At 61.9% G+C, this 19,657-nt stretch carries 18 protein-coding genes and 1 pseudogene; 3 read left to right on the plus strand and 16 right to left on the minus strand.

The genetic code is table 11. The features are described from left to right. Nucleotides 1-21: 21 nt before the first annotated feature. From KHQ26_RS10205 to KHQ26_RS10270, 14 genes are read right to left on the minus strand one after another with little or no spacing between them, the layout of a single operon-like run. On the minus strand, nucleotides 22-822 hold the full coding sequence (locus KHQ26_RS10205; protein WP_004213441.1) for a prepilin peptidase: 801 nt from the start codon (nucleotides 820-822) through the stop codon (nucleotides 22-24). Continuing rightward, nucleotides 819-1,565, minus strand: a complete 747-nt coding sequence (locus tag KHQ26_RS10210) for a type II secretion system protein N (protein WP_004145897.1) — start codon at nucleotides 1,563-1,565, stop codon at nucleotides 819-821. The genes KHQ26_RS10205 and KHQ26_RS10210 overlap by 4 nt, the downstream gene beginning before the upstream one ends. Then, nucleotides 1,555-2,040: a type II secretion system protein M gene (locus tag KHQ26_RS10215; protein WP_004145896.1), complete on the minus strand. Its 486-nt coding sequence runs from the start codon at nucleotides 2,038-2,040 to the stop codon at nucleotides 1,555-1,557. Before KHQ26_RS10215 ends, KHQ26_RS10210 begins: the two co-directional genes overlap by 11 nt. Continuing rightward, entirely contained in the window at nucleotides 2,033-3,226 is a 1,194-nt protein-coding gene (gspL, locus tag KHQ26_RS10220; RefSeq protein WP_020804558.1) for a type II secretion system protein GspL, read from the minus strand. Before gspL ends, KHQ26_RS10215 begins: the two co-directional genes overlap by 8 nt. Beyond that, the gene (gene gspK, locus KHQ26_RS10225) at nucleotides 3,213-4,199 is read right to left on the minus strand and encodes a type II secretion system minor pseudopilin GspK (protein ID WP_004183041.1); all 987 of its coding nucleotides are present in this window, start codon (nucleotides 4,197-4,199) and stop codon (nucleotides 3,213-3,215) included. Before gspK ends, gspL begins: the two co-directional genes overlap by 14 nt. Then, a complete protein-coding gene (gene gspJ / locus KHQ26_RS10230) occupies nucleotides 4,196-4,792 on the minus strand; it encodes a type II secretion system minor pseudopilin GspJ (protein WP_032411156.1) in 597 nt (198 codons plus the stop codon). The genes gspK and gspJ overlap by 4 nt, the downstream gene beginning before the upstream one ends. Beyond that, entirely contained in the window at nucleotides 4,789-5,154 is a 366-nt protein-coding gene (gspI, locus tag KHQ26_RS10235) for a type II secretion system minor pseudopilin GspI (protein ID WP_002889025.1), read from the minus strand. The genes gspJ and gspI overlap by 4 nt, the downstream gene beginning before the upstream one ends. Further along, nucleotides 5,151-5,666, minus strand: coding sequence for a type II secretion system minor pseudopilin GspH (gene gspH, locus KHQ26_RS10240; RefSeq protein WP_020804560.1), 516 nt, complete (start codon nucleotides 5,664-5,666; stop codon nucleotides 5,151-5,153). The genes gspI and gspH overlap by 4 nt, the downstream gene beginning before the upstream one ends. After that, the gene (gene gspG / locus KHQ26_RS10245; protein WP_002889054.1) at nucleotides 5,666-6,088 is read right to left on the minus strand and encodes a type II secretion system major pseudopilin GspG; all 423 of its coding nucleotides are present in this window, start codon (nucleotides 6,086-6,088) and stop codon (nucleotides 5,666-5,668) included. Before gspG ends, gspH begins: the two co-directional genes overlap by 1 nt. Before the next feature lie 20 nt (nucleotides 6,089-6,108). Further along, nucleotides 6,109-7,323 (minus strand): type II secretion system inner membrane protein GspF, encoded by a 1,215-nt coding sequence (gene gspF, locus KHQ26_RS10250; protein WP_004177382.1) that lies wholly within the window; start codon nucleotides 7,321-7,323, stop codon nucleotides 6,109-6,111. 1 nt (nucleotide 7,324) lies between these two features. Beyond that, complete coding sequence (gene gspE, locus KHQ26_RS10255) at nucleotides 7,325-8,818, minus strand: type II secretion system ATPase GspE (protein ID WP_012737417.1); 1,494 nt, start codon at nucleotides 8,816-8,818, stop codon at nucleotides 7,325-7,327. Further along, entirely contained in the window at nucleotides 8,815-10,788 is a 1,974-nt protein-coding gene (gene pulD, locus KHQ26_RS10260) for a GspD family T2SS secretin variant PulD (protein ID WP_004194880.1), read from the minus strand. The genes gspE and pulD overlap by 4 nt, the downstream gene beginning before the upstream one ends. A 9-nt stretch (nucleotides 10,789-10,797) precedes the next feature. Beyond that, a complete protein-coding gene (gene gspC / locus KHQ26_RS10265; RefSeq protein WP_029497040.1) occupies nucleotides 10,798-11,640 on the minus strand; it encodes a type II secretion system protein GspC in 843 nt (280 codons plus the stop codon). Next, a complete protein-coding gene (locus KHQ26_RS10270; protein ID WP_004219434.1) occupies nucleotides 11,625-11,762 on the minus strand; it encodes a hypothetical protein in 138 nt (45 codons plus the stop codon). Before KHQ26_RS10270 ends, gspC begins: the two co-directional genes overlap by 16 nt. A gap of 184 nt (nucleotides 11,763-11,946) precedes the next feature. Here KHQ26_RS10270 and pulA point away from each other — a divergent pair, with 184 nt between their 5' ends. After that, nucleotides 11,947-15,255: a pullulanase-type alpha-1,6-glucosidase gene (pulA, locus tag KHQ26_RS10275; RefSeq protein ID WP_023279275.1), complete on the plus strand. Its 3,309-nt coding sequence runs from the start codon at nucleotides 11,947-11,949 to the stop codon at nucleotides 15,253-15,255. Nucleotides 15,256-15,511: 256 nt separating this feature from the next. Further along, a complete protein-coding gene (gene gspB / locus KHQ26_RS10280) occupies nucleotides 15,512-16,069 on the plus strand; it encodes a type II secretion system assembly factor GspB (protein WP_004183054.1) in 558 nt (185 codons plus the stop codon). Nucleotides 16,070-16,107: 38 nt separating this feature from the next. On the opposite strand, the gene gspS is transcribed toward gspB, so the two are convergent. Further along, nucleotides 16,108-16,482 carry a type II secretion system pilot lipoprotein GspS gene (gspS, locus tag KHQ26_RS10285; protein ID WP_032409075.1) on the minus strand — a complete coding sequence of 125 codons (375 nt, stop codon included), beginning with the start codon at nucleotides 16,480-16,482 and terminating at the stop codon, nucleotides 16,108-16,110. 125 nt (nucleotides 16,483-16,607) lie between these two features. After that, nucleotides 16,608-16,679, minus strand: a pseudogene (locus KHQ26_RS26035) (hypothetical protein); the annotation flags it as partial. 390 nt (nucleotides 16,680-17,069) lie between these two features. Here KHQ26_RS26035 and mrcB point away from each other — a divergent pair. Further along, the gene (gene mrcB, locus KHQ26_RS10290) at nucleotides 17,070-19,622 is read left to right on the plus strand and encodes a bifunctional glycosyl transferase/transpeptidase (RefSeq protein ID WP_002889208.1); all 2,553 of its coding nucleotides are present in this window, start codon (nucleotides 17,070-17,072) and stop codon (nucleotides 19,620-19,622) included. The last annotated feature ends 35 nt before the right edge of the window (nucleotides 19,623-19,657 follow it).

The following is a 19,657-nucleotide window of genomic DNA, read 5'->3' on the forward strand; positions in this document are numbered from 1 at the left end:
CGGCCAGTCGGATCGCAAACGCTAGACCATCTGCTGCCAGAGAAAAATACCCCCGCCGGCCAGCGCCAGCCAGGGGCCGAAGGCCAGCGGCTGCTGCAGCGACTGCCGGGTCCACAGGCGTTGCAGTAGGGTCCACACCAGCCCGCTGGCCGAAGCGAGCAACAGCACCTGCGGCAGAACCTGCCAGCCGCACCAGGCGCCCAGCGCCGCCAGCAGCTTAAAATCGCCATAGCCCAGCGCCTCTTTCCCGGTCAGCAGGCGGAACAGCCAGTAGACCGACCACAGCGCCAGATAACCGGCCATCGCCCCGGCGACCGCATCCGGCAGGGCAATGTACACCTCGTTAAGATTGAACAGCAGCCCGGCCCACAGCAGGGGCAGAGTCAGGCGATCGGGCAGCAGCTGGGTCCGGGCGTCAATCCGCGCCAGTATCAGCAGGAACGAGAGCAGCACCAGGCCGCCCGCCAGCGGCAGGCCCGGCGCCAGCAAAGCTCCGGCGAGGATAAACAGCAGGCCGGTGGCCAGCTCGGTCAGCGGATAGCTCCACGCGATGGGCGCCTGACAGCAGCGGGCGCGACGGCCCAGCCAGAGGAAACTGAGCAGCGGGATATTGTCCCGCCAGGAGATCGGCTGGCGGCACTGCGGGCAGGAAGAGCCCGGGGTGCTGAGGGTTATCCGCTCGTCGTCCGCGGTCTGGGTCAACATGCGCGGCAGACGATAGATCACCACATTGTAAAAGCTGCCCAGCGCCAGGCCGAACAGCAGTAGAAAGCCATACCAGACAAAGGGAAAGTGCAGCGATAACGCGGCTAGTGTCGTCATTTTTGCTCCTGTGGTAACCATTTTCCCTGCAGCTGCCACGGCGTCGGGCCCGGGGCGTTATTCGCTGTCGGGCGCGTGACCAGCAGCGCCAGCAGCGGCGGCATCCCCTGCCGGGGCTGTAGCGTGCCGCGAAACAGATAGCGGCCATCGGGCGACAGAGTCCCCTGGCCGCTGAGGCTCAGCTGATGAGAGTCCTGACGGAGAGTCAGCGCCACGGCGCCGTCCACCGTACAGCGGAAGGTGCCATTAACCTGGGCCAGCTCCAGGCTGCCGACCGGAGAGTGCAGTCGGGCCTGCCGCCACTGCGCGCCTCCGGCGATGATATGCCGGCAGCGTCCGTCGCTGAACCGCCCTTCGGTCAGGCTGAAGGTGACCTCCCCCGCGGCCTTGACGGGCATAGTCGACATCAACCAGCGGCTGAGCAGGCTGGCGGGGGCGGTGAGCCGCCCCTCCTGTAGGCGCAGATCGCGAAGGCCCCACAGCCGGGCCTGACCCATCACGCCGCGGGGATCGCTGAGAGAGACCTGCCAGCCCGCCAGGGTCAGCGACCACGCCAGTCGTTCAAGCCGTTCCCCATGCCAGTAGACCGGTTGCGCCGCGCCGCGCCAGACGCTGCCGCTAAACTGCCCCACCTGTACGCCGGGCGGCAGCATGGGGGCCAGCAGGCGCGCCGGAGCCGTGGCGGTGAGCCACAACAGATAGAGGACCAGCAGCAGTCCGCCCGCGATCCAGTTAGCCTTCATCGTCGCGCTCCAGCAGCAGATGGTTGACCGTGACCCAGCCGGGTCGCGACGGCTGCCCGGTCACGGACAGCGAGATCGCGTTGACGCCGCGCATCGCCGGAGCGTCCAGCCAGTCGATCAGCGCCTGGAAAGCGCAGGGCTGAAGGGTGATCTGCAGACGTTTTCCCTGCGGCTGCAGGCGGACGACCGTCAGTCCGTGGCTCGCCGCCTCGCGCATCACCAGCGCGGTGAGCGCCTCTTTTGCCGCCGGCGCGGGCTGCTGGCTGAGCTGCTGCAGGCGCGGAGCCTGCTCCGTCATCCAGCGCAGGCTGGCCTGCTCTTTCACCAGGGTTTGCCGCCACTGCGCCTCGCGGGCTCGCCAGGGCTGCCACAGCCCATACCAGAAGGCGCATGCCGCCAGCAGCCCTGTCAGACCAAGCAACAGGCGCTGCTCCGACGGCGTGCGCTGCCGCCACCAGATAAGCAGATTAGCCATCGTTTTCCTCCAGCGTCAGTTGTCCCTCAATGCCATCCGGTTTCGTGATCATGTCGCCCGGCCGGACGCGAAACCGCGGCTGCGCCCGCTGGGTAAACTGCTCCAGCGCCCGGGAAGAGACCGCGGCGATATCCAGCTGCAGACGATTGCCCGCGGCATCCCAGCTCAGCGCTTGCAGACGGATCCCCGGCGTTTCGCTGAGGATGTTTTGCAAGGCGCTGAGGCGGTCGACGAGGGGGGCATGCTGCGCCTGACGGGTGAGGGTTTGCAGGTGCTGCTGCATCTGCAGTCGCGGGTTAATCACCTTTTTCTCCGTCGGAAACCAGCGGTGATAGAAGGCCCGGCTGGCCTGTTGCGCCGCCTCGGCCTGACGCGCCAGATCGCGATGGTCCAGCACGCTATTTGCCCCTGCCAGTAACGCCAGGGCCAGCGCGGCATACCGCGCCGGACGCCAGCTCGCCTGCGCAGACCGCCGCCGGACGGCGAACTCCCCCTGCAGCAGACTGAGTTTCTGCGCTGCCGGATGGCGTGCGGCAAGGGTCAGCAATGTCTGCGCAGGCTGCTCCCGCCAGACGCCCGGCGCCGCGGGCGGCGGCGAATAGCTGTCGATGACGTGCTCTTCCGCCTCGCTCTGCAGCAGCTCCGTCAGCCAGACGTTTTCCGCCGCCATGCCGCCCCACGGCTGGTGGCGGATCAGCCACTGCTCGTCCACCTGCACCGCGCTCCACGCCGGCGGTTGCCAGGGCAGGGCCAGCACGTCGGGCGTCAACGCCAGGGGCTGTAAGGAGAGCGATTCGCAGCGCGCCAGCCAGTCGCGCATTTTTTGCCGCTGTACGGCGACGATCTCGCACTGGGCCTGCTGGCGGTGGAGCAGAGCAAAATGGGTGGCTTCCACATCGTCTGCCAGCTGCTCTTCCAGCAGAAACGGGGCCACCTGCAGCGGCGGTTTACGCAGGCCCGCCGGTAGGGTGAGCGAGTGAAACGCGCAGTCGCTGGCCGGGATCAGCACCCAGGCCGGGTACTGCTCAGCCAGCGCCGGGAAAGGGCTGGCGTCGTCAGTCGGCCACCGGCCGCTGGCCTCGTGGTGCGGCTCGCCGGGGGCGAAGAGTTGCCAGTGCAGCGGCGCCTGCGCGGCGGCGAGGCGCACGATCAGCATGGCCTGGGGAGAAGCATTAATCTTGTTCATCGACCACCATAGAGAGTCCATATCGCCGCTGGACGACGGTAAACGTGCGCCCCGATTGTTGCAGGACGCTGTGCAGCTGAAAGCGGAGATTGCCAGTCACCACGGTAAAAGCGGCGATAAAGCGTGCGCTGTGCACCGTCAGCCAGGGACGGGCAAGCGTGGTATCGGTTTTCTGCAGCGTCGGCTGCGCGAGAAAGGCGGCGACGCTGCTCCACCCGGTTCGCGGGCGGTTGTGCAGCAGCTGTTGCGCCTCCTGCAGCGTCAGATCGCCGGGAAAGAGGGCCACCAGCAGGGCGGCCTGGGAGGGGCGCAGGGTGTTGACATTGACCTGCAGCGCGTCATCCGGCTGGACGCAGACGAAGGGGAGCAGGCGCTGATAGAGCGCGGCGTCCATCCCGGCCAGCAGGCGCAACTCGCTGACATCCTGCATCGGCTGGTTGGCGGCGAGATAGCCCGGGGTTTGCGCCATATAGACCTCGTCCTCCGCCCCGTTCAGCCGCGGCTGGCCGTCGCTGTCCGTCCAGTCGCCAAGGGCGGCGGCGATCTGGCTGGCGCGCAGCGGCGGCTCGCCGAGCAGCGCCAGCAGCCGAACGAAGACGTCGGTCGGGTAGGGCGTTCCGTCGCCAGCCTCATCCGTGCGATGGTTGATGGCATTGAGGTTAAAGCAGGCGTGCCCGTCGCGGATCGTGGCGCGGATTTCGCCATCGTCGAGGGTAAAGCGGCGCCCCTCCTGCGCCCAGGTTTGCGCCAGGTTCGTTTGACTGGGCGAGTCCAGCGCATCGCGTTGCAGCAGCGCGGCGGCCATATTTTCCGCCGCCAGGGCGTACCATCTGGCCTGCAAATTATCGAGGGTCACGGCGGTATGCTGATACATGACCGCGGTGCGCTCGGTCATGGCGCTGGCGAGGATCATCATCAGGGCGAGGATGAACAGCACCATCAGGAGCGCGACGCCGCGTTGCCGATTTATCACTGGCCGCCTCCCGGGGTGAGTAAAAACAGGCGGGTTATCTCCCCGCTGTTCGCCAGCGTCAGGGTGATCTCCAGCCCCTGCGGCAGCCTCTGCGGGCGGTCCCAGGTTTCCTGCCAGCGCCCGTCGGCGTAAAACCGCAGGCGAAACGCGGTTACCTCGCGCAGCAGCACCCGGACCGTCGGCTGGCTGCCGGTCAGCGGATCCTGCTGATCGAAGCTCAGACGCTCAAGCTGCTGCTGGCGCAGACGGTAGCTGACGTTCTGGATCTCCGAGCGCGGGAGGATCCCCAGCGGGTTTGGCCAGCCGCTGCGGCTGAAGGCCAGTCCCCAGTCGTCGCTCTGCAACTGGAAACGTCCGGCGAAGAAAAACGTGTCGCTGTTTCTGGCGCGACGGGGAATGATGTGGGTGACATCGTCGGCTATCTGGCGAAAGGCGCGCTGGAGGGCCGCGATCTGCAGGCTTTTCTCGCGGGTCAGGCCATCGGCGCGGATGACGTTCTGCAGCACCATTACGGCGGCGGCGCTGAGGACGGCGAGGATAGCCAGCGCCAGCAGCGTTTCGATCAGAGTGAAACCGCGCATTTTCGTTATCATGGCGGCGTCACCCAGGTGCGCAGGGTGGCCAGCGGCGCGGGATCGCTTTTTTGCCGCCGGACCTCCACGTCCAGCGCCCGCAGCTGCGGCAGCGCGGTTTCCACTCCCTGCCAGCGAACGAACCAGCGCGTCCCGGCGGCCTCCACGGTGGTTTCAGACCAGCTGAGGGCAGGCCAGCGTTTCTCCAGCCGCAGCTGCACCAGCTGGTTATCCGCCAGCCAGCTGGCGAGGATTTTCTCTTCCATACGCCCGAGCTGGCGCGTCTGCTGCAGGGTGGACTGCATCACCGCCAGGCCAGCGAGGGCGAAAATCACCAGCGCGACCATCACTTCGATAAGCGTCATTCCGGCTTCACGCTTCATGGCTGCTCCCGCGCAGCCAGCGGCTGGCTGTCGCCCTGGGCGTCGACGTTGATGCCCGTCGCGGCGTCAATCCGCAGCTGAAACGGCGTGACTTCACCGCCGGGAAAAATAAGCACGTCGGGCTGCTCGTCCGGCGTCCACGCTTGGCCGTCGGGAAAGCGCAGCGTCAGCCTGGCCCGCGGGAGGGTTTCCGCCGTGGTGACGCGTCCGGCCTGCAGCGGCAGCCACTGCGCGTTGCCCCACCGGTCGTCAGCCGCCGCCGGGGCGCTATCGTCGGCAGGCTGCAGGCGCATAAACTGCCAGCGCTCAGGGTGGATGATAATGCCGAAGAGCTGACCGGTTTGCTGCCCGCGCTCGCGGACAAAATCCAGTTGCGCCTGAAAGCGCGCCAGGATCTGTGTGGCCTCCTGGGTGCGGGCGGAGGGAAACGCCAGCAGCACCATGCTGGCGCTGACGCCGATCAGCAGCAGGACCAGCATCATCTCCAGGAGGGTGAAACCGCGCTGAGACACTATTTCTTCCCGAGGGTCCAGTTGCCGATATCGTCATTGGTGTCGGGCATCCCGTCCGGGCCGACGCTGAAGACGTCGATGGCGCCATGCTGACCCGGGCTTAACAGCTGATACTCATTTCCCCACGGGTCCTGCGGCAGACGGCGGATATAGCCGCCTTCCGGGTAGTTGCGGGCGTGCGGCTCGGCGGCCGGGGCGGTCACCAGCGCCTGCAGTCCCTGTTCGGTGTTGGGGTAGCGGCTATTGTCGAGTTTATACATGTCCAGCGCTCCCTCGAGCGCCACCAGATCGCTGACGACTTTCTGGCGGTCCGCTTTCTCCTTGTTGCCCATCAGGTTAGGCACCACCAGGCTGGCGAGAATGCCGAGAATGACGATCACCACCATAATTTCCAGTAACGTGAAACCGCGTTGCCGTTGCATAGTTTTCTCCATTAATACAGTTACATACTCATAAGGGTGTTCAGTTGCAGGATCGGCTGCAGGATGGCCAGCACGATAAACAGCACCATGCCGGCCATGGTGACCACCAGCAGAGGCTCAAACAGGCTGAGGGCCATCTGGATCTGCGCGCTCAGCTCCCGGTCCTGGTTCTCCGCCGCGCGCTCCAGCATGGCGGTCAGTTCTCCGCTCTGTTCGCCGCTGGCGATCATGTAGCGCATCATCGGCGGAAACAGGGCGGTGGATTCCAGCGCCCGATGCAGACTGACGCCTTCGCGTACCGATTCGCTGGCCGCCGCCAGCTGGCTGCGCGCCCAGGCGTTGCTGAGGACGTCGGCGCTGATGCGCATCGACAGCAGCAGCGGCACCGCGCTGGCATTGAGAATGCTTAAGGTGCGGGCGTAGCGCGCGCTGTTGACGCTGCGGGCCACGCGGCCGATGACCGGCAGGCGCAGCAGCGCCCGGTCCCAGGCGAGCCGCCGGGCGGGCTGGCGCAGCAGATAGCGCAGCGCCAGCAGCGCCAGTAACGACAGCAGCGCCAGCCAGGGGCCCGCGCTGCGCACGATGTCGCTCAGGCTCATTAGCAGCCGGGTAGAGAAGGGCAGGGCCTGTTTAAGATGGACAAACTGCTCAACGACTTTCGGCACCACGGTGGAGAGCAGAATGGCGATCACGCTGATAGCGACCAGCGTCAGTACGATGGGGTAGATCATCGCCTGCAGCAGGCGGGCGCGGAGCTGCTGGCGCTGCTCGGTATAGTCAGCAAGCCGGTTCAGTACGCCGTCGAGATGGCCGGAGGTTTCGCCGGCCGCCACCATGGCGCAGAACAGCCCGTCGAAGCAGGCGGGATAGCCGCGCATCGCCTCCGCCAGCGAGTGGCCTTCGAGCACTTTGCTGCGCACCCCGGCCATTAACGTTCTTAGCGACGGCTTTTCGCACTGCTGGGCGACGGCATCGAGCGCCTTTTCCAGCGGGATCCCGGCGGCAACCAGAGTCGCCAGCTGGCGGGTGAGCAGGGCTAAATCACCGGCGCTGGTACGCCGGGTAAGGGATCCGCCGGCCCACAGTCGCCGCGCCGGGTCGGCAGTTGTCACTTCCAGCGCCAGCCAGCCCTTGTCCCGCAGCAGCTGGCGGGCGTGGCGGGCGGAGTCGGCCTGCTGAAGGCCGCGGCGGGTTTTGCCCTGCGCGTCCAGCGCCTGATAGCGAAACAGGGCCATCTTAGACGCTTTCCGTCGTTTGCTGTTCGGTGACCCGCATCACCTCCTCCCAGCTGGTGATCCCCGCCAGCGCTTTGTCGCGTCCGGCATGACGCAGGGTTTGCCAGGCTGGCCCCAGCTGCTGGATCAGGGTGATCTCGTTCTCGCCGCGGTGGATGGCGGCGCGCACGCGGTCGTCAACCAGCAGCAGTTCATGGATCCCGGTGCGTCCGCGATAGCCGATGAAATTACACTCCGGACAGCCTTTGGGCTGCCACAGCCGCGCGCCGACCGGGACCGCCATCTGCCGGGCGGTGTTGGCATCCGCCTGCCAGGGCTGACGGCAGTGCGGGCAGAGTTGGCGCACCAGCCGCTGCGACATCACCGCCAGCAGCGAGGTGGAGAGTAAAAAAGGCTCCACGCCCATATCCTGTAGACGGGAAATGGCGCCCAGCGCGCTGTTGGTGTGCAGGGTCGACAGCACCAGGTGCCCGGTCAGCGAGGCCTGAACGGCGATCTGGGCGGTTTCGCCATCGCGGATTTCGCCCACCAGCACTACGTCCGGATCCTGGCGCAGGATGGCGCGCAGGCCGCGGGCGAAGGTCATCTCGACTTTGGCGTTGACCTGGGTCTGGCCTATGCCCTCCAGCTCATACTCCACCGGATCTTCAATGGTCATGATGTTGCGCTCCCGGGCGTCGAGGCGGCTGAGGGCGGCGTAGAGCGTCGTGCTTTTCCCGGAGCCGGTCGGACCGGTGACCAGGATGATGCCGTGCGGGCGGGCGATCAGCGCATCGACCCGATCGAGCAGGGCGGGCGGCATGCCCAGCGTCAGCAGATCCAGGTTGACGCTGTTTTTGTCCAGCAGACGCAGGACGACGCGTTCGCCGTGGCTGGAGGGCAGGGTGGAGACGCGCACGTCGATTGCTCGCCCGCCGATGCGCAGCGCCATGCGGCCATCCTGAGGGACCCGCTTTTCGGCAATGTCCAGGCTGGCCATCACCTTGATGCGCGAAATTAACAGGGCGGCCAGCCGCCGCTGCGGGCGCAGAATTTCGCGCAGCACGCCGTCGACGCGAAAGCGGATCTGCAGATGGCGCTCGTAGGTTTCGATATGAATATCCGAGGCTTTCTCTTTGATGGCCTCGGTGAGCATGGCGTTGATCAGGCGGATGATCGGCGCGTCGTCCTCGCTGTCGAGCAGATCGTCGGTGTCCGGCAGCTCTTCGGCGAGGGTATAGAGGTCGAGCTCGTTGCCGATGTCGGCCATCATGCGGTGCGCCTCCGCCGAATCACGCTGATAGCTGAGCACCAGCACTTTCTCGAATGCCTCCGGCGCCAGACGGCTGACGCGCATCGGGCCGTCCGCCAGGCGGCGCGCTTCCAGCAGCGCCCGGGCGGCGGTATCGGGGCGGCACAGCGCTTCGCAGCATTCGCCGTCGCTGAGCAGCACAAGATGGTGCGCGCGGGCCCAGGCGAAGGGCAACAGCGGACGGCGTTCGGCGGCTGGCGTCATGGGCGGCCTCCGAGATTGAAGGCGTCAATGGCGGCGCTGACCTGGCGGAAGGCCTGGGTCTCCTGCTGCGGATAGATGTGCAGCAGGTCGTTGCTGAGCGACGCTTCGCTGCTTTCTTTACCCCGCTGTTTAGTTTGCGCATTGTTGAAGGCGGTGTACTGGCCGGAAGAAGCCTGGCGGTACTCATCGCGATCGCGAATGATGGTCGGGCGGATAAACAGCATCAGGTTGCGTTTCGACACTTTCTTGCTGTCGGAGCGGAACAGGGCGCCGATCACCGGGATATCCCCGAGCAGCGGCACTTTGTCAGCGGTATCGGTGACGGTTTTATCCAGCAGCCCGCCAACCACCACCGTTTCGCCGCTGCCGACCAGCACGGCGTTATTCACCGTCCGGGTATTGAAGGTCGCCCCGAGATCGCTGCTGGTGCTGGAGGCCGAGTCGGCAACGCTCGATACCTCCTGCTCAATCTCCAGCAGCACCGCATCGCCTTCGTTAATCTGCGGCTTCACCTTCAGTTTAATGCCGACGGTTTTGCGCTCGACGGTATTGAAGATGTTGTCGCCGGAGGTGGTTTGCGAGCCGGTTAATACCGGAACTTCCTGGCCGACGTTAAAAGTGGCTTGCATGTTATCGAGGGTGACGATGCTGGGGGTGGCCAGAATATCGTTCTTGGTACTGCTGGAGAGGGCGGTGAGCAGCATCGCCCAGTTCCCCTGATAGAAGCCGGCGGCGATACCGTTAAACGAGCCGAGGGCGCTGGCCAGCGAGCTGCTGATGGTACCGTCTTTGTTGTACTGGTTGGCGCCGGCGATAGCCGTCGATATCGGCAAACCGCTGTTGGTGAACTGCGTCATGCCGGCGTTTTTGTTTGCCCACTGGATACCGAGATTAAGGCCATCGGCATCCTGCACTTCGGCAATAATCGCCTCCACCAGCACTTGCGGGCGGCGGATATCGAGCTGGGCGATCACCCGCTCAAGATCGTTCATCACGTCCGGCGCCGCGGTGACGATCAGGGCGTTGGTCTGGCCGTGGGCTTTGATAATAATATTTTTGTCGATCGCGGCCACTGGCCTGGCGCTTTGCTTGTCGCTCTGCAGCGAGCTGCTGATCCCGGTCAGAACCTCCACCAGATCGGCGGCTTTGGCGTACTTCAGGTAGATCACTTTGGTGTTACCCTGTACCGCCTGCTGGCGGTCGAGCTGTTTGATCATGGCGATGATGCGCTGGCGCGAGTTTGGTTCGCCGCTCACCAGTACCGCGTTGGTGCGCTCATCGGCCACCACGTTCGCCACCATCGAGCCCGGCAGCGCCGACTTGCTGGTATCTTTATTAAGCTCGGTAACCAGTTTGACTACTTCCGCGGCGGAGGCCCAGGAAAGGGGCACGGTCACCACGCTGCGATCCCCGGCGTTGTCGACGCGCTCGACAATGGTCAGCAGGCGTTTGATAACCGCCGCGCGGCCGGTCATCAGCAGTACGTTGGAGGGCTCATAATGGACCACGCTGCCGGCGCCAGCGTTATCGTTCAGCTGGCGGAGCAGCGGGGCGAGATCGCGGGCGGCGACGTTGGTCAGGGGCACCACCCGGGTGACCACTTCATCGCCTTCGCCCGGCGCGGCCGCGCTGGCGACCGGCACGGCCGAGGTCTTGGCGTCTTTGGCGCGGACCACTTTTAGCACGCCGTTATTCATATTGATCACGGCGAAGCCATATACATCCAGCACGCTGAGGAAGAATTGATAATATTGTTCTTCATTGAGCATATCGTAACTGCGCACGGTGATAGTACCGCGTACGCTGGGATCGATAATCACCGTTTTATTCAGGTTTTTGCTGACGGTATTGATAAATTCCTGAATATCGGTGCCTTTAAAACTGGCGGAAAATTCCTCCGCGGCGGCCGGAGAAAATAGCAGCGGGGTTAATATCAGCAGCGCAGGCAGCATTTTTCGCAGGCGTTTCATGGTTGGCAATTATTCATCCCCCAGCGCGAAAGCAATATCGTGTCGTTGGCCTTCCCGCTCAACGGTTAGCGTTATTTCGGTCATGTCGGCCAGATTCTGCAGCGCCTGTTGCGCTTGCTCCTGGTCGCGTAAATCGATGCCGTTTAAGGCAATCGCCAAATCATTTGCCTGCAGGCCAGACTGGCGAAACAGCGAGGCGTCTTTGCCAGGGTTTAGTCGATAACCCAGCAGTTTGTCGCCGCTGAGTACCGGCGAAATAGATAAATAAGTGAGGATATTTTGCGGCTGTTCGCGGAGTCGCTTCACGAGGGGCGGGTTGCCCGCGGCGGTGGGCGGCGGCGACGGCGCGCGGCTGTCGTTAAATAATAAAATGGCCTCTTTGCGCCCCTGATAGTTGACGATGATCCGGTCAGGCAGAATGGCGGCGATCCGTGCATCATATCCTGGGAGGGGATCGCCCGTGCTAAGGCTAACCTGCTGATTTCCCTTTTCGATAATAGCGATGGAGCGCGCCGGGTTGCTGCTGGCGAGTAGCCCGGCCAGGCGTAGCTTCAGGCTGGAAACCGGCACCTGATTGAGACTGGCAGCATCCGTTGGCGTGGGGCTATTTTTCACCGCCAGGCCAAACAGGGTAAATGCGGGCCGCACATTTTTTAATTCCGGATCTGCCGCCGGAGGCATGGTTAACGGTAGGGCGGAAATATCCTCAGGACTCACAGGGAATACCACGCGCCAGGTTAATTTCGCCAGCTGTGGGATAGCGGTTATTAATATGATGAGCGTCACAATTTGTGGTAATAATTTAATTATCCCTTTATTTATATTTGTTAACCCCATCACAGAAACTGGCATTTTAATTCCTTTGCTAATTTATTTTTCTGCACGTTGGCGTAATACCCTACCGAAACAGGTAGGTGATTATTGGCTTTTGAATTATTTATTGCCGGAGAGTGGCGATAAGCGTGGCGAATCATAATCAGTTTGCGGTTTCGGGTCGTCATTCCCTTTATTGATTTACTCCCCCGGCTTCCTACGCCCCCCGCTCATTTGTGGGGGATGATTGCGCCTGGGAAAGCAAAAATATCTAATTAGCGCGCTGTAAAGATATTCATCCTTTCTTACCTTTTATAATTTAATAAGCATATTAGGGACTATCGAATGCTCAGATATACCTGTCATGCCCTATTTCTTGGATCGTTAGTATTATTGAGTGGCTGTGATAACAGCTCTTCCTCTTCTACCTCTGGCTCACCGGGTTCACCAGGCAATCCTGGCAACCCAGGCACTCCCGGCACGCCCGACCCGCAGGATGTCGTCGTCCGCTTACCGGACGTTGCCGTCCCAGGCGAAGCGGTGCAGGCTTCCGCCAGGCAGGCTGTCATTCATCTCGTCGATATCGCCGGCATCACCAGCAGCACGCCGGCCGACTATGCGACGAAAAACCTCTATTTATGGAACAACGAAACCTGTGACGCGCTGAGCGCGCCGGTGGCGGACTGGAATGATGTCAGCACCACGCCGACCGGCAGCGACAAATATGGCCCTTACTGGGTGATCCCGCTGACTAAAGAGAGCGGATGCATCAACGTTATCGTCCGCGATGGCACCAATAAGCTTATCGACAGCGACCTGCGCGTCTCTTTCAGTGATTTCACCGATCGGACGGTATCGGTCATCGCCGGCAACAGCGCGGTCTATGACTCCCGCGCCGACGCCTTCCGCGCCGCCTTTGGCGTGGCGCTGGCCGATGCGCACTGGGTCGATAAGACTACTCTGCTGTGGCCGGGTGGGGAAAATAAACCCATTGTGCGCCTCTATTACAGCCACAGCAGTAAGGTGGCCGCCGACAGTAACGGCGAATTTAGCGATAAATATGTCAAGCTGACCCCCACCACCGTCAACCAGCAGGTAAGCATGCGCTTCCCGCATCTCGCCAGCTATCCAGCCTTTAAACTGCCGGATGATGTTAACGTCGATGAATTGCTGCAGGGCGAGACGGTGGCGATAGCCGCGGAAAGCGATGGGATCCTGAGCTCAGCCACCCAGGTGCAGACCGCCGGCGTGCTGGACGATACCTATGCCGCCGCCGCCGAGGCGCTGAGCTATGGCGCCCAGCTAACCGATAGCGGCGTGACCTTCCGCGTCTGGGCGCCCACGGCGCAGCAGGTCGAGCTGGTGATCTATAGCGCGGACAAGAAAGTGATAGCCAGTCACCCGATGACCCGCGACAGCGCCTCCGGCGCCTGGTCCTGGCAGGGGGGAAGCGACCTGAAGGGCGCCTTCTACCGCTACGCGATGACGGTCTACCACCCGCAGTCGCGTAAAGTCGAGCAGTACGAAGTGACCGATCCCTACGCCCACAGTTTGTCGACCAACTCGGAGTACAGCCAGGTGGTCGATCTCAACGACAGCGCGCTGAAGCCGGAAGGCTGGGACGGGCTGACGATGCCGCACGCGCAGAAAACCAAAGCCGATCTGGCGAAAATGACGATTCACGAATCGCATATTCGCGATCTCTCCGCCTGGGATCAAACCGTGCCTGCGGAGCTGCGCGGTAAGTATCTGGCGCTCACCGCCCAGGAAAGCAATATGGTCCAGCATCTGAAACAGCTGTCGGCCTCGGGCGTGACCCATATTGAGCTGCTGCCGGTCTTCGATCTGGCGACGGTCAATGAGTTCAGCGACAAGGTCGCCGATATTCAGCAGCCGTTCAGCCGCCTGTGCGAGGTCAATAGCGCGGTGAAGAGCAGCGAGTTTGCGGGCTATTGCGACAGCGGTTCGACGGTTGAAGAGGTGCTGACTCAGCTGAAGCAGAACGACAGCAAGGATAACCCGCAGGTGCAGGCGTTGAATACGCTGGTGGCGCAGACCGACTCCTATAACTGGGGCTACGATCCGTTCCACTACACGGTACCGGAAGGATCCTACGCCACCGATCCGGAAGGCACAGCGCGTATTAAAGAGTTCCGCACCATGATTCAGGCGATCAAGCAGGATCTGGGAATGAACGTCATTATGGACGTGGTGTACAACCACACCAACGCCGCCGGCCCGACCGATCGCACCTCGGTACTGGATAAGATCGTCCCCTGGTACTACCAGCGTCTGAACGAAACCACCGGCAGCGTGGAATCGGCTACCTGTTGCTCCGACTCGGCGCCAGAGCACCGGATGTTCGCCAAGCTTATCGCCGATTCACTGGCGGTATGGACCACCGATTATAAGATCGATGGCTTCCGCTTCGACCTGATGGGCTACCACCCGAAAGCGCAGATCCTCTCGGCCTGGGAACGCATTAAAGCGCTGAACCCGGATATCTACTTCTTTGGCGAAGGCTGGGATTCCAACCAGAGCGATCGCTTTGAAATTGCCTCGCAAATCAATCTCAAAGGCACCGGGATCGGCACGTTCTCCGATCGTCTGCGCGACGCCGTGCGCGGCGGCGGGCCGTTCGACTCCGGTGACGCATTACGCCAGAACCAGGGCGTGGGCAGCGGGGCTGGCGTTCTGCCGAATGAGCTGACCACCCTGAGCGACGATCAGGCGCGTCACCTCGCCGATCTGACCCGTCTCGGCATGGCCGGTAACCTTGCGGACTTTGTGCTGATCGACAAAGACGGCGCGGTGAAGAGAGGCAGCGAGATTGATTATAACGGCGCGCCAGGCGGCTATGCGGCTGATCCGACGGAAGTCGTGAACTATGTGTCAAAACACGATAACCAGACGCTGTGGGACATGATCAGCTATAAAGCCGCTCAGGAGGCGGATCTCGATACCCGCGTCCGGATGCAGGCGGTGTCGCTGGCGACGGTGATGCTCGGCCAGGGGATCGCCTTTGACCAGCAGGGCTCGGAGCTGCTGCGCTCTAAATCCTTTACCCGCGATTCGTATGATTCCGGCGACTGGTTTAACCGCGTGGACTACTCCCTGCAGGACAACAACTACAACGTCGGTATGCCGCGCAGCAGCGATGATGGCAGCAATTATGACATTATCGCCCGGGTGAAAGACGCGGTGGCTACTCCGGGTGAAACGGAGCTCAAGCAGATGACCGCGTTTTATCAGGAGCTGACCGCGCTGCGTAAATCGTCTCCGCTGTTTACCCTCGGCGACGGCGCGACGGTGATGAAGCGCGTGGACTTCCGCAATACTGGCGCCGATCAGCAGACGGGTCTGCTGGTGATGACCATCGATGACGGGATGCAGGCTGGCGCCAGTCTGGACAGCCGTGTCGACGGCATCGTGGTGGCGATCAACGCCGCGCCGGAAAGCCGGACGCTGCAGGACTTCGCCGGCACATCGCTCCAGCTGAGCGCTATTCAGCAGGCGGCGGGCGACCGGTCGCTGGCGAGCGGCGTGCAGGTTGCCGCTGACGGTTCGGTCACGCTGCCGGCCTGGTCGGTTGCCGTTCTCGAGTTGCCGCAGGGCGAGTCGCAGGGCGCTGGCCTGCCGGTGAGCAGTAAATAACATAACGTAGGGCGCCCGTAAGGGCGCCTCTGGCTGATGACAAACCTGTTTCGTTATTGTGCTCGCCTTTCTGTCGGGTGGCGGCTTTCGCCTTACCCGGCCTACGAAAGATTGCAATTTCAAACAGTTATGCAGTTATCTGTAGGCCCGCGCAAGCGTAGCGCCGCCGGGCACTTCCTGAAGATTGCACTTTGTCAGCAGTCTGGGGCATCCGTAAGGGCGCCTTCTCGTTATCGTGAGGGAACAGGAGACGGTTGTGATTGTTCGTGATGACAGTGAAAGAGGCATTCCGCCTCTGGTGGCGCATCAGCCGCCGTCCTCGCTGGATGATGCGCCGGTGAGCCGCGGTCGGATGGTGCAGATCCCCGGCTGGATTATCCCGCTGTACGCCGGATTATTTATCGCGCTCGGCTGGTTTGGCGGCGAGCAGTGGCGTCACCCGGCACCGCCGCAAACGCTGCCCTTGCCGGTGGCGCATGCGGCGCTTCTGCCGTTAACCGCTGCCGGAGAGGCCGCGCCAAAGACGCCGCCGCCGGCGGCAAAAGCCAGCGCGCCCGCGGCGCCGGAAGTGGACAGCGATACGCTGCCGCCTCTGCGCTACAGCGCCCATGTCTACGCCTCGCGACCGGAAAAGCGCAGCATTGTGTTAAACGGCAAAGCGTGGACGGAGGGCGATTCACCCCTGCCGAACCTGGTGGTGGAGCAGATCCAGCAGGATGTGACGATCTTCAGCTTCAACGGCACGACCTTTACCCTCGCGGCGCTGGAGGACTGGCCGGGCGGAAAAATTGACGAGGAGCCGAAAGAGGAATAAAAGCGCGCACAATAACCGGCGCGCTGAGGATATTTCGCTTAGTCGCTGCGCAAGCTGGCAATAAATGGCGCGAGCTGACGATTAAATTGACTGCACTGTGTGGCTTCCGGGGTACTGTCCTGTAATAGCTGTTGGTAAAGCCGGTCGCTATTTGGGCTTAACGTCGCCACGTCAATATTTCCCCATCCGCGCGCTTTACCGACATTCACCGCTGCCCGATATATCGTTTCATCAGCGGGGAGATCGCTACGATTACATTTATTCTTGAGATAGCGCGTCCCGGCCGCCACGGACGAGAGTTGCTCGAGCTGCGCCTGGCTGCTGATAGCCGGGCTGAGCGTTGAGGCGGGTTTTTGTTGGCAGCCAGAGAGAAGGGCTACCATGCAAAGCGGAAATATAAGCGGAATACGCATCATAGAGTAATCAAAATAATGAATCACTGGCCGCTAGTTTAACAAATATTTACCTGGTGTCATCATAAAATATTATTCTGCATAAATGTTAACAGGCTCTCATTTTTATCAACGGAAAGGCGCTAAATCGACTTTACTTTTATCAATAATAAACGTTGGCGCTGGGAAAATATATTTTCATCCGCGGATGATGCCACTGCGTTGACCGGCAGGAAGCGCGCCGTTTTTTATGTTATTAAAAAACATACTCTTTCCCATCTTGTTACGTGCGCAGGAGGTAAAATGCTGGTTAAGAATGTCGCATTTTAGTGCTATCCTGTATGCCCTGAACATTACGTGCTATGTTCTGACTTATTCTGCCGATGATGCGTTTAACACAATGATTTTATGGTGAATTTTTATTGTTAGTATCATGTAACATGAAGCAAACCAACCCTCTGAAAGGCTGGCGGCGCGTCCTGCCTGCCAGCAGGTTGTCGTCCGAAGGATAAGCAGCCTGGACGTTAATTTGAGAGATTTCTTCTTCCTCTGAACAGGGGAAGTATTGAGAATCAGGCCTTTGCGCCTGAACGTTGCGGAGAAAAAGCATGGCGGGAGATGACCGCGAGCCTATCGGACGTAAGGGAAGACCCTCACGTCCGACTAAACAGAAAGTCACCCGTCGCCGGGTCCGGGAAGAGGACTACGACGACGAGTATGATGACGATGATTATGAGGATGAGAAACCGGTGCCGAGAAAAGCCAAAGGCAAAGGTGGCAAGCCTCGTCGGAAGCGCAGCTGGCTGTGGCTGCTGGTCAAGCTGGGGATTGTCTTCGCGGTGCTGATTGCCGCCTATGGCGTCTACCTCGACCAGAAAATCCGCAGCCGCATTGACGGTAAAGTCTGGGAGCTGCCGGCCGCGGTCTATGGCCGGATGGTCAACCTTGAGCCGGACATGCAGATCAGCAAAAACGAGATGGTGCGTCTGCTCAACGCCACGCAGTATCGCCAGGTCAGCGCGATGACGCGCCCCGGCGAATATACCGTGCAGGCTAACAGCATCGAGATGATCCGTCGTCCGTTCGATTTCCCGGACAGTAAGGAAGGGCAGGTGCGCGCGCGTCTTACCTTCGACGGCGACCACCTTGAGACCATCGAGAATATGGATAATAACCGCCAGTTCGGTTTCTTCCGCCTCGATCCGCGTCTTATCACCATGCTGCAGTCGCCGAACGGCGAGCAGCGCCTGTTCGTGAAGCGCAGCGGCTTCCCCGATCTGCTGGTGGATACCCTGCTGGCGACCGAAGACCGCCACTTCTATGAGCACGATGGGATCAGTCTCTACTCCATCGGCCGCGCGGTGCTGGCGAACCTGACGGCAGGCCGAACGGTGCAGGGGGCGAGTACCCTGACCCAACAGCTGGTGAAAAACCTGTTCCTCTCCAGCGAACGCTCCTACTGGCGTAAAGCCAACGAAGCGTATATGGCGCTGATCGTCGACGCCCGCTACAGCAAGGATCGCATCCTTGAGCTGTATATGAACGAGGTGTACCTCGGCCAGAGCGGCGATAACGAAATTCGCGGCTTCCCGCTGGCCAGCCTGTATTACTTCGGCCGTCCGGTGGAAGAGCTGAGCCTCGACCAGCAGGCGCTGCTGGTGGGGATGGTGAAAGGGGCGTCGGTCTATAACCCGTGGCGTAACCCGAAACTGGCCCTTGAACGACGCAATCTGGTGCTGCGTCTGCTGCAGCAGCAGCAGGTTATCGACCAGGAGCTGTACGACATGCTCAGCGCCCGTCCGCTGGGCGTGCAGCCGCGCGGCGGGGTGATTTCACCGCAGCCGGCGTTTATGCAGATGGTTCGTCAGGAACTGCAGGCGAAGCTGGGCGATAAAGTGAAAGATCTCTCCGGCGTGAAGATCTTCACCACTTTCGACTCGGTGGCGCAGGATGCGGCGGAAAAAGCGGCCTCCGAAGGGATCCCGGTTCTGAAGAAACAGCGTAAGCTGGCAGACCTGGAAACCGCCATGGTGGTGGTTGACCGCTTCACCGGCGAAGTGCGGGCGATGGTCGGCGGCGCGGAGCCGCAGTTCGCCGGTTATAACCGCGCGATGCAGGCCCGCCGATCGATTGGTTCTCTGGCCAAGCCGGCGACCTATCTGACCGCGCTGAGCCAGCCGAATCAGTATCGCCTGAATACCTGGATCGCCGATGCGCCGGTGACGATTCGCCTGTCCAACGGTCAGACGTGGTCCCCGCAGAACGACGATCGTCGTTTCAGCGGTCAGGTGATGCTGGTCGATGCCCTGACTCGCTCGATGAACGTCCCGACGGTTAACCTCGGGATGGCGCTGGGCTTGCCGGCGGTAGTCGATACCTGGACTAAACTGGGGGCGCCGAAGAATCAGCTCAACGCGGTGCCGTCGATGCTGCTTGGCGCGCTGAACCTGACACCGATTGAAGTGGCCCAGGCCTTCCAGACCATCGCCAGCGGTGGGAACCGTGCGCCGCTTTCCGCGCTGCGGTCAGTGATTGCCGAAGATGGCACTGTGCTCTACCAGAGCTATCCGCAGGCGGAGCGCGCGGTGCCTGCCCAGGCGGCCTACATGACGCTGTGGACTATGCAGCAGGTGGTGCAGCGCGGTACGGGGCGTCAGCTGGGGGCGAAGTATCCGGGCCTGCATCTGGCGGGGAAAACCGGGACCACCAACAATAACGTCGATACCTGGTTCGCCGGCATCGACGGTAGTCAGGTGACCATCACCTGGGTGGGTCGCGACAATAACCAGCCGACCAAACTGTACGGCGCCAGCGGCGCGATGTCGATTTACCAGCGCTATCTGGCGAACCAGACGCCAACGCCGCTGGTGCTGACGGTGCCGGAAGACGTGGTTGATATGGGCGTGGACAGCAACGGCAACTTCGTCTGCAGCGGCGGTATGCGTTCGCTGCCGGTCTGGACCACGCAGCCGGATGCGCTGTGCCGTCAGGGCGAAATGATGCAACAGCAGCAGTTGCAGCAACAGGAAGCGAAAAATCCGTTTAATCAGTCCGGGCAGCAACCGCCGCCGCAGCAGCAACAGCAGCAACAGCCGCCGAAGCAGCAGGAAAAGAGCGACGGCGTCGCGGGCTGGATCAAGGATATGTTCGGCAGTAACTGATTTTGACCGCACGACCAGACCCCTTAATACGAAAG

Origin of the sequence: Klebsiella sp. 10, assembly GCF_018223925.1 — a bacterium.
GTDB lineage: Bacteria > Pseudomonadota > Gammaproteobacteria > Enterobacterales > Enterobacteriaceae > Klebsiella > Klebsiella pneumoniae.

Excerpts from the sequence above, each read along its gene's own strand:
- KHQ26_RS10205 (WP_004213441.1), bottom strand. The coding sequence starts at position 822 with ATGACGACACTAGCCGCGTTATCGCTGCACTTTCCCTTTGTCTGGTAT.
- KHQ26_RS10210 (WP_004145897.1), bottom strand. The coding sequence starts at position 1,565 with ATGAAGGCTAACTGGATCGCGGGCGGACTGCTGCTGGTCCTCTATCTG.
- KHQ26_RS10215 (WP_004145896.1), bottom strand. The coding sequence starts at position 2,040 with ATGGCTAATCTGCTTATCTGGTGGCGGCAGCGCACGCCGTCGGAGCAG.
- gspL (WP_020804558.1), bottom strand. The coding sequence starts at position 3,226 with ATGAACAAGATTAATGCTTCTCCCCAGGCCATGCTGATCGTGCGCCTC.
- gspJ (WP_032411156.1), bottom strand. The coding sequence starts at position 4,792 with ATGATAACGAAAATGCGCGGTTTCACTCTGATCGAAACGCTGCTGGCG.
- gspI (WP_002889025.1), bottom strand. The coding sequence starts at position 5,154 with ATGAAGCGTGAAGCCGGAATGACGCTTATCGAAGTGATGGTCGCGCTG.
- gspG (WP_002889054.1), bottom strand. The coding sequence starts at position 6,088 with ATGCAACGGCAACGCGGTTTCACGTTACTGGAAATTATGGTGGTGATC.
- gspF (WP_004177382.1), bottom strand. The coding sequence starts at position 7,323 with ATGGCCCTGTTTCGCTATCAGGCGCTGGACGCGCAGGGCAAAACCCGC.
- gspE (WP_012737417.1), bottom strand. The coding sequence starts at position 8,818 with ATGACGCCAGCCGCCGAACGCCGTCCGCTGTTGCCCTTCGCCTGGGCC.
- pulD (WP_004194880.1), bottom strand. The coding sequence starts at position 10,788 with ATGAAACGCCTGCGAAAAATGCTGCCTGCGCTGCTGATATTAACCCCG.
- gspC (WP_029497040.1), bottom strand. The coding sequence starts at position 11,640 with ATGCCAGTTTCTGTGATGGGGTTAACAAATATAAATAAAGGGATAATT.
- KHQ26_RS10270 (WP_004219434.1), bottom strand. The coding sequence starts at position 11,762 with ATGATTCGCCACGCTTATCGCCACTCTCCGGCAATAAATAATTCAAAA.
- pulA (WP_023279275.1), top strand. The coding sequence starts at position 11,947 with ATGCTCAGATATACCTGTCATGCCCTATTTCTTGGATCGTTAGTATTA.
- gspS (WP_032409075.1), bottom strand. The coding sequence starts at position 16,482 with ATGCGTATTCCGCTTATATTTCCGCTTTGCATGGTAGCCCTTCTCTCT.
- mrcB (WP_002889208.1), top strand. The coding sequence starts at position 17,070 with ATGGCGGGAGATGACCGCGAGCCTATCGGACGTAAGGGAAGACCCTCA.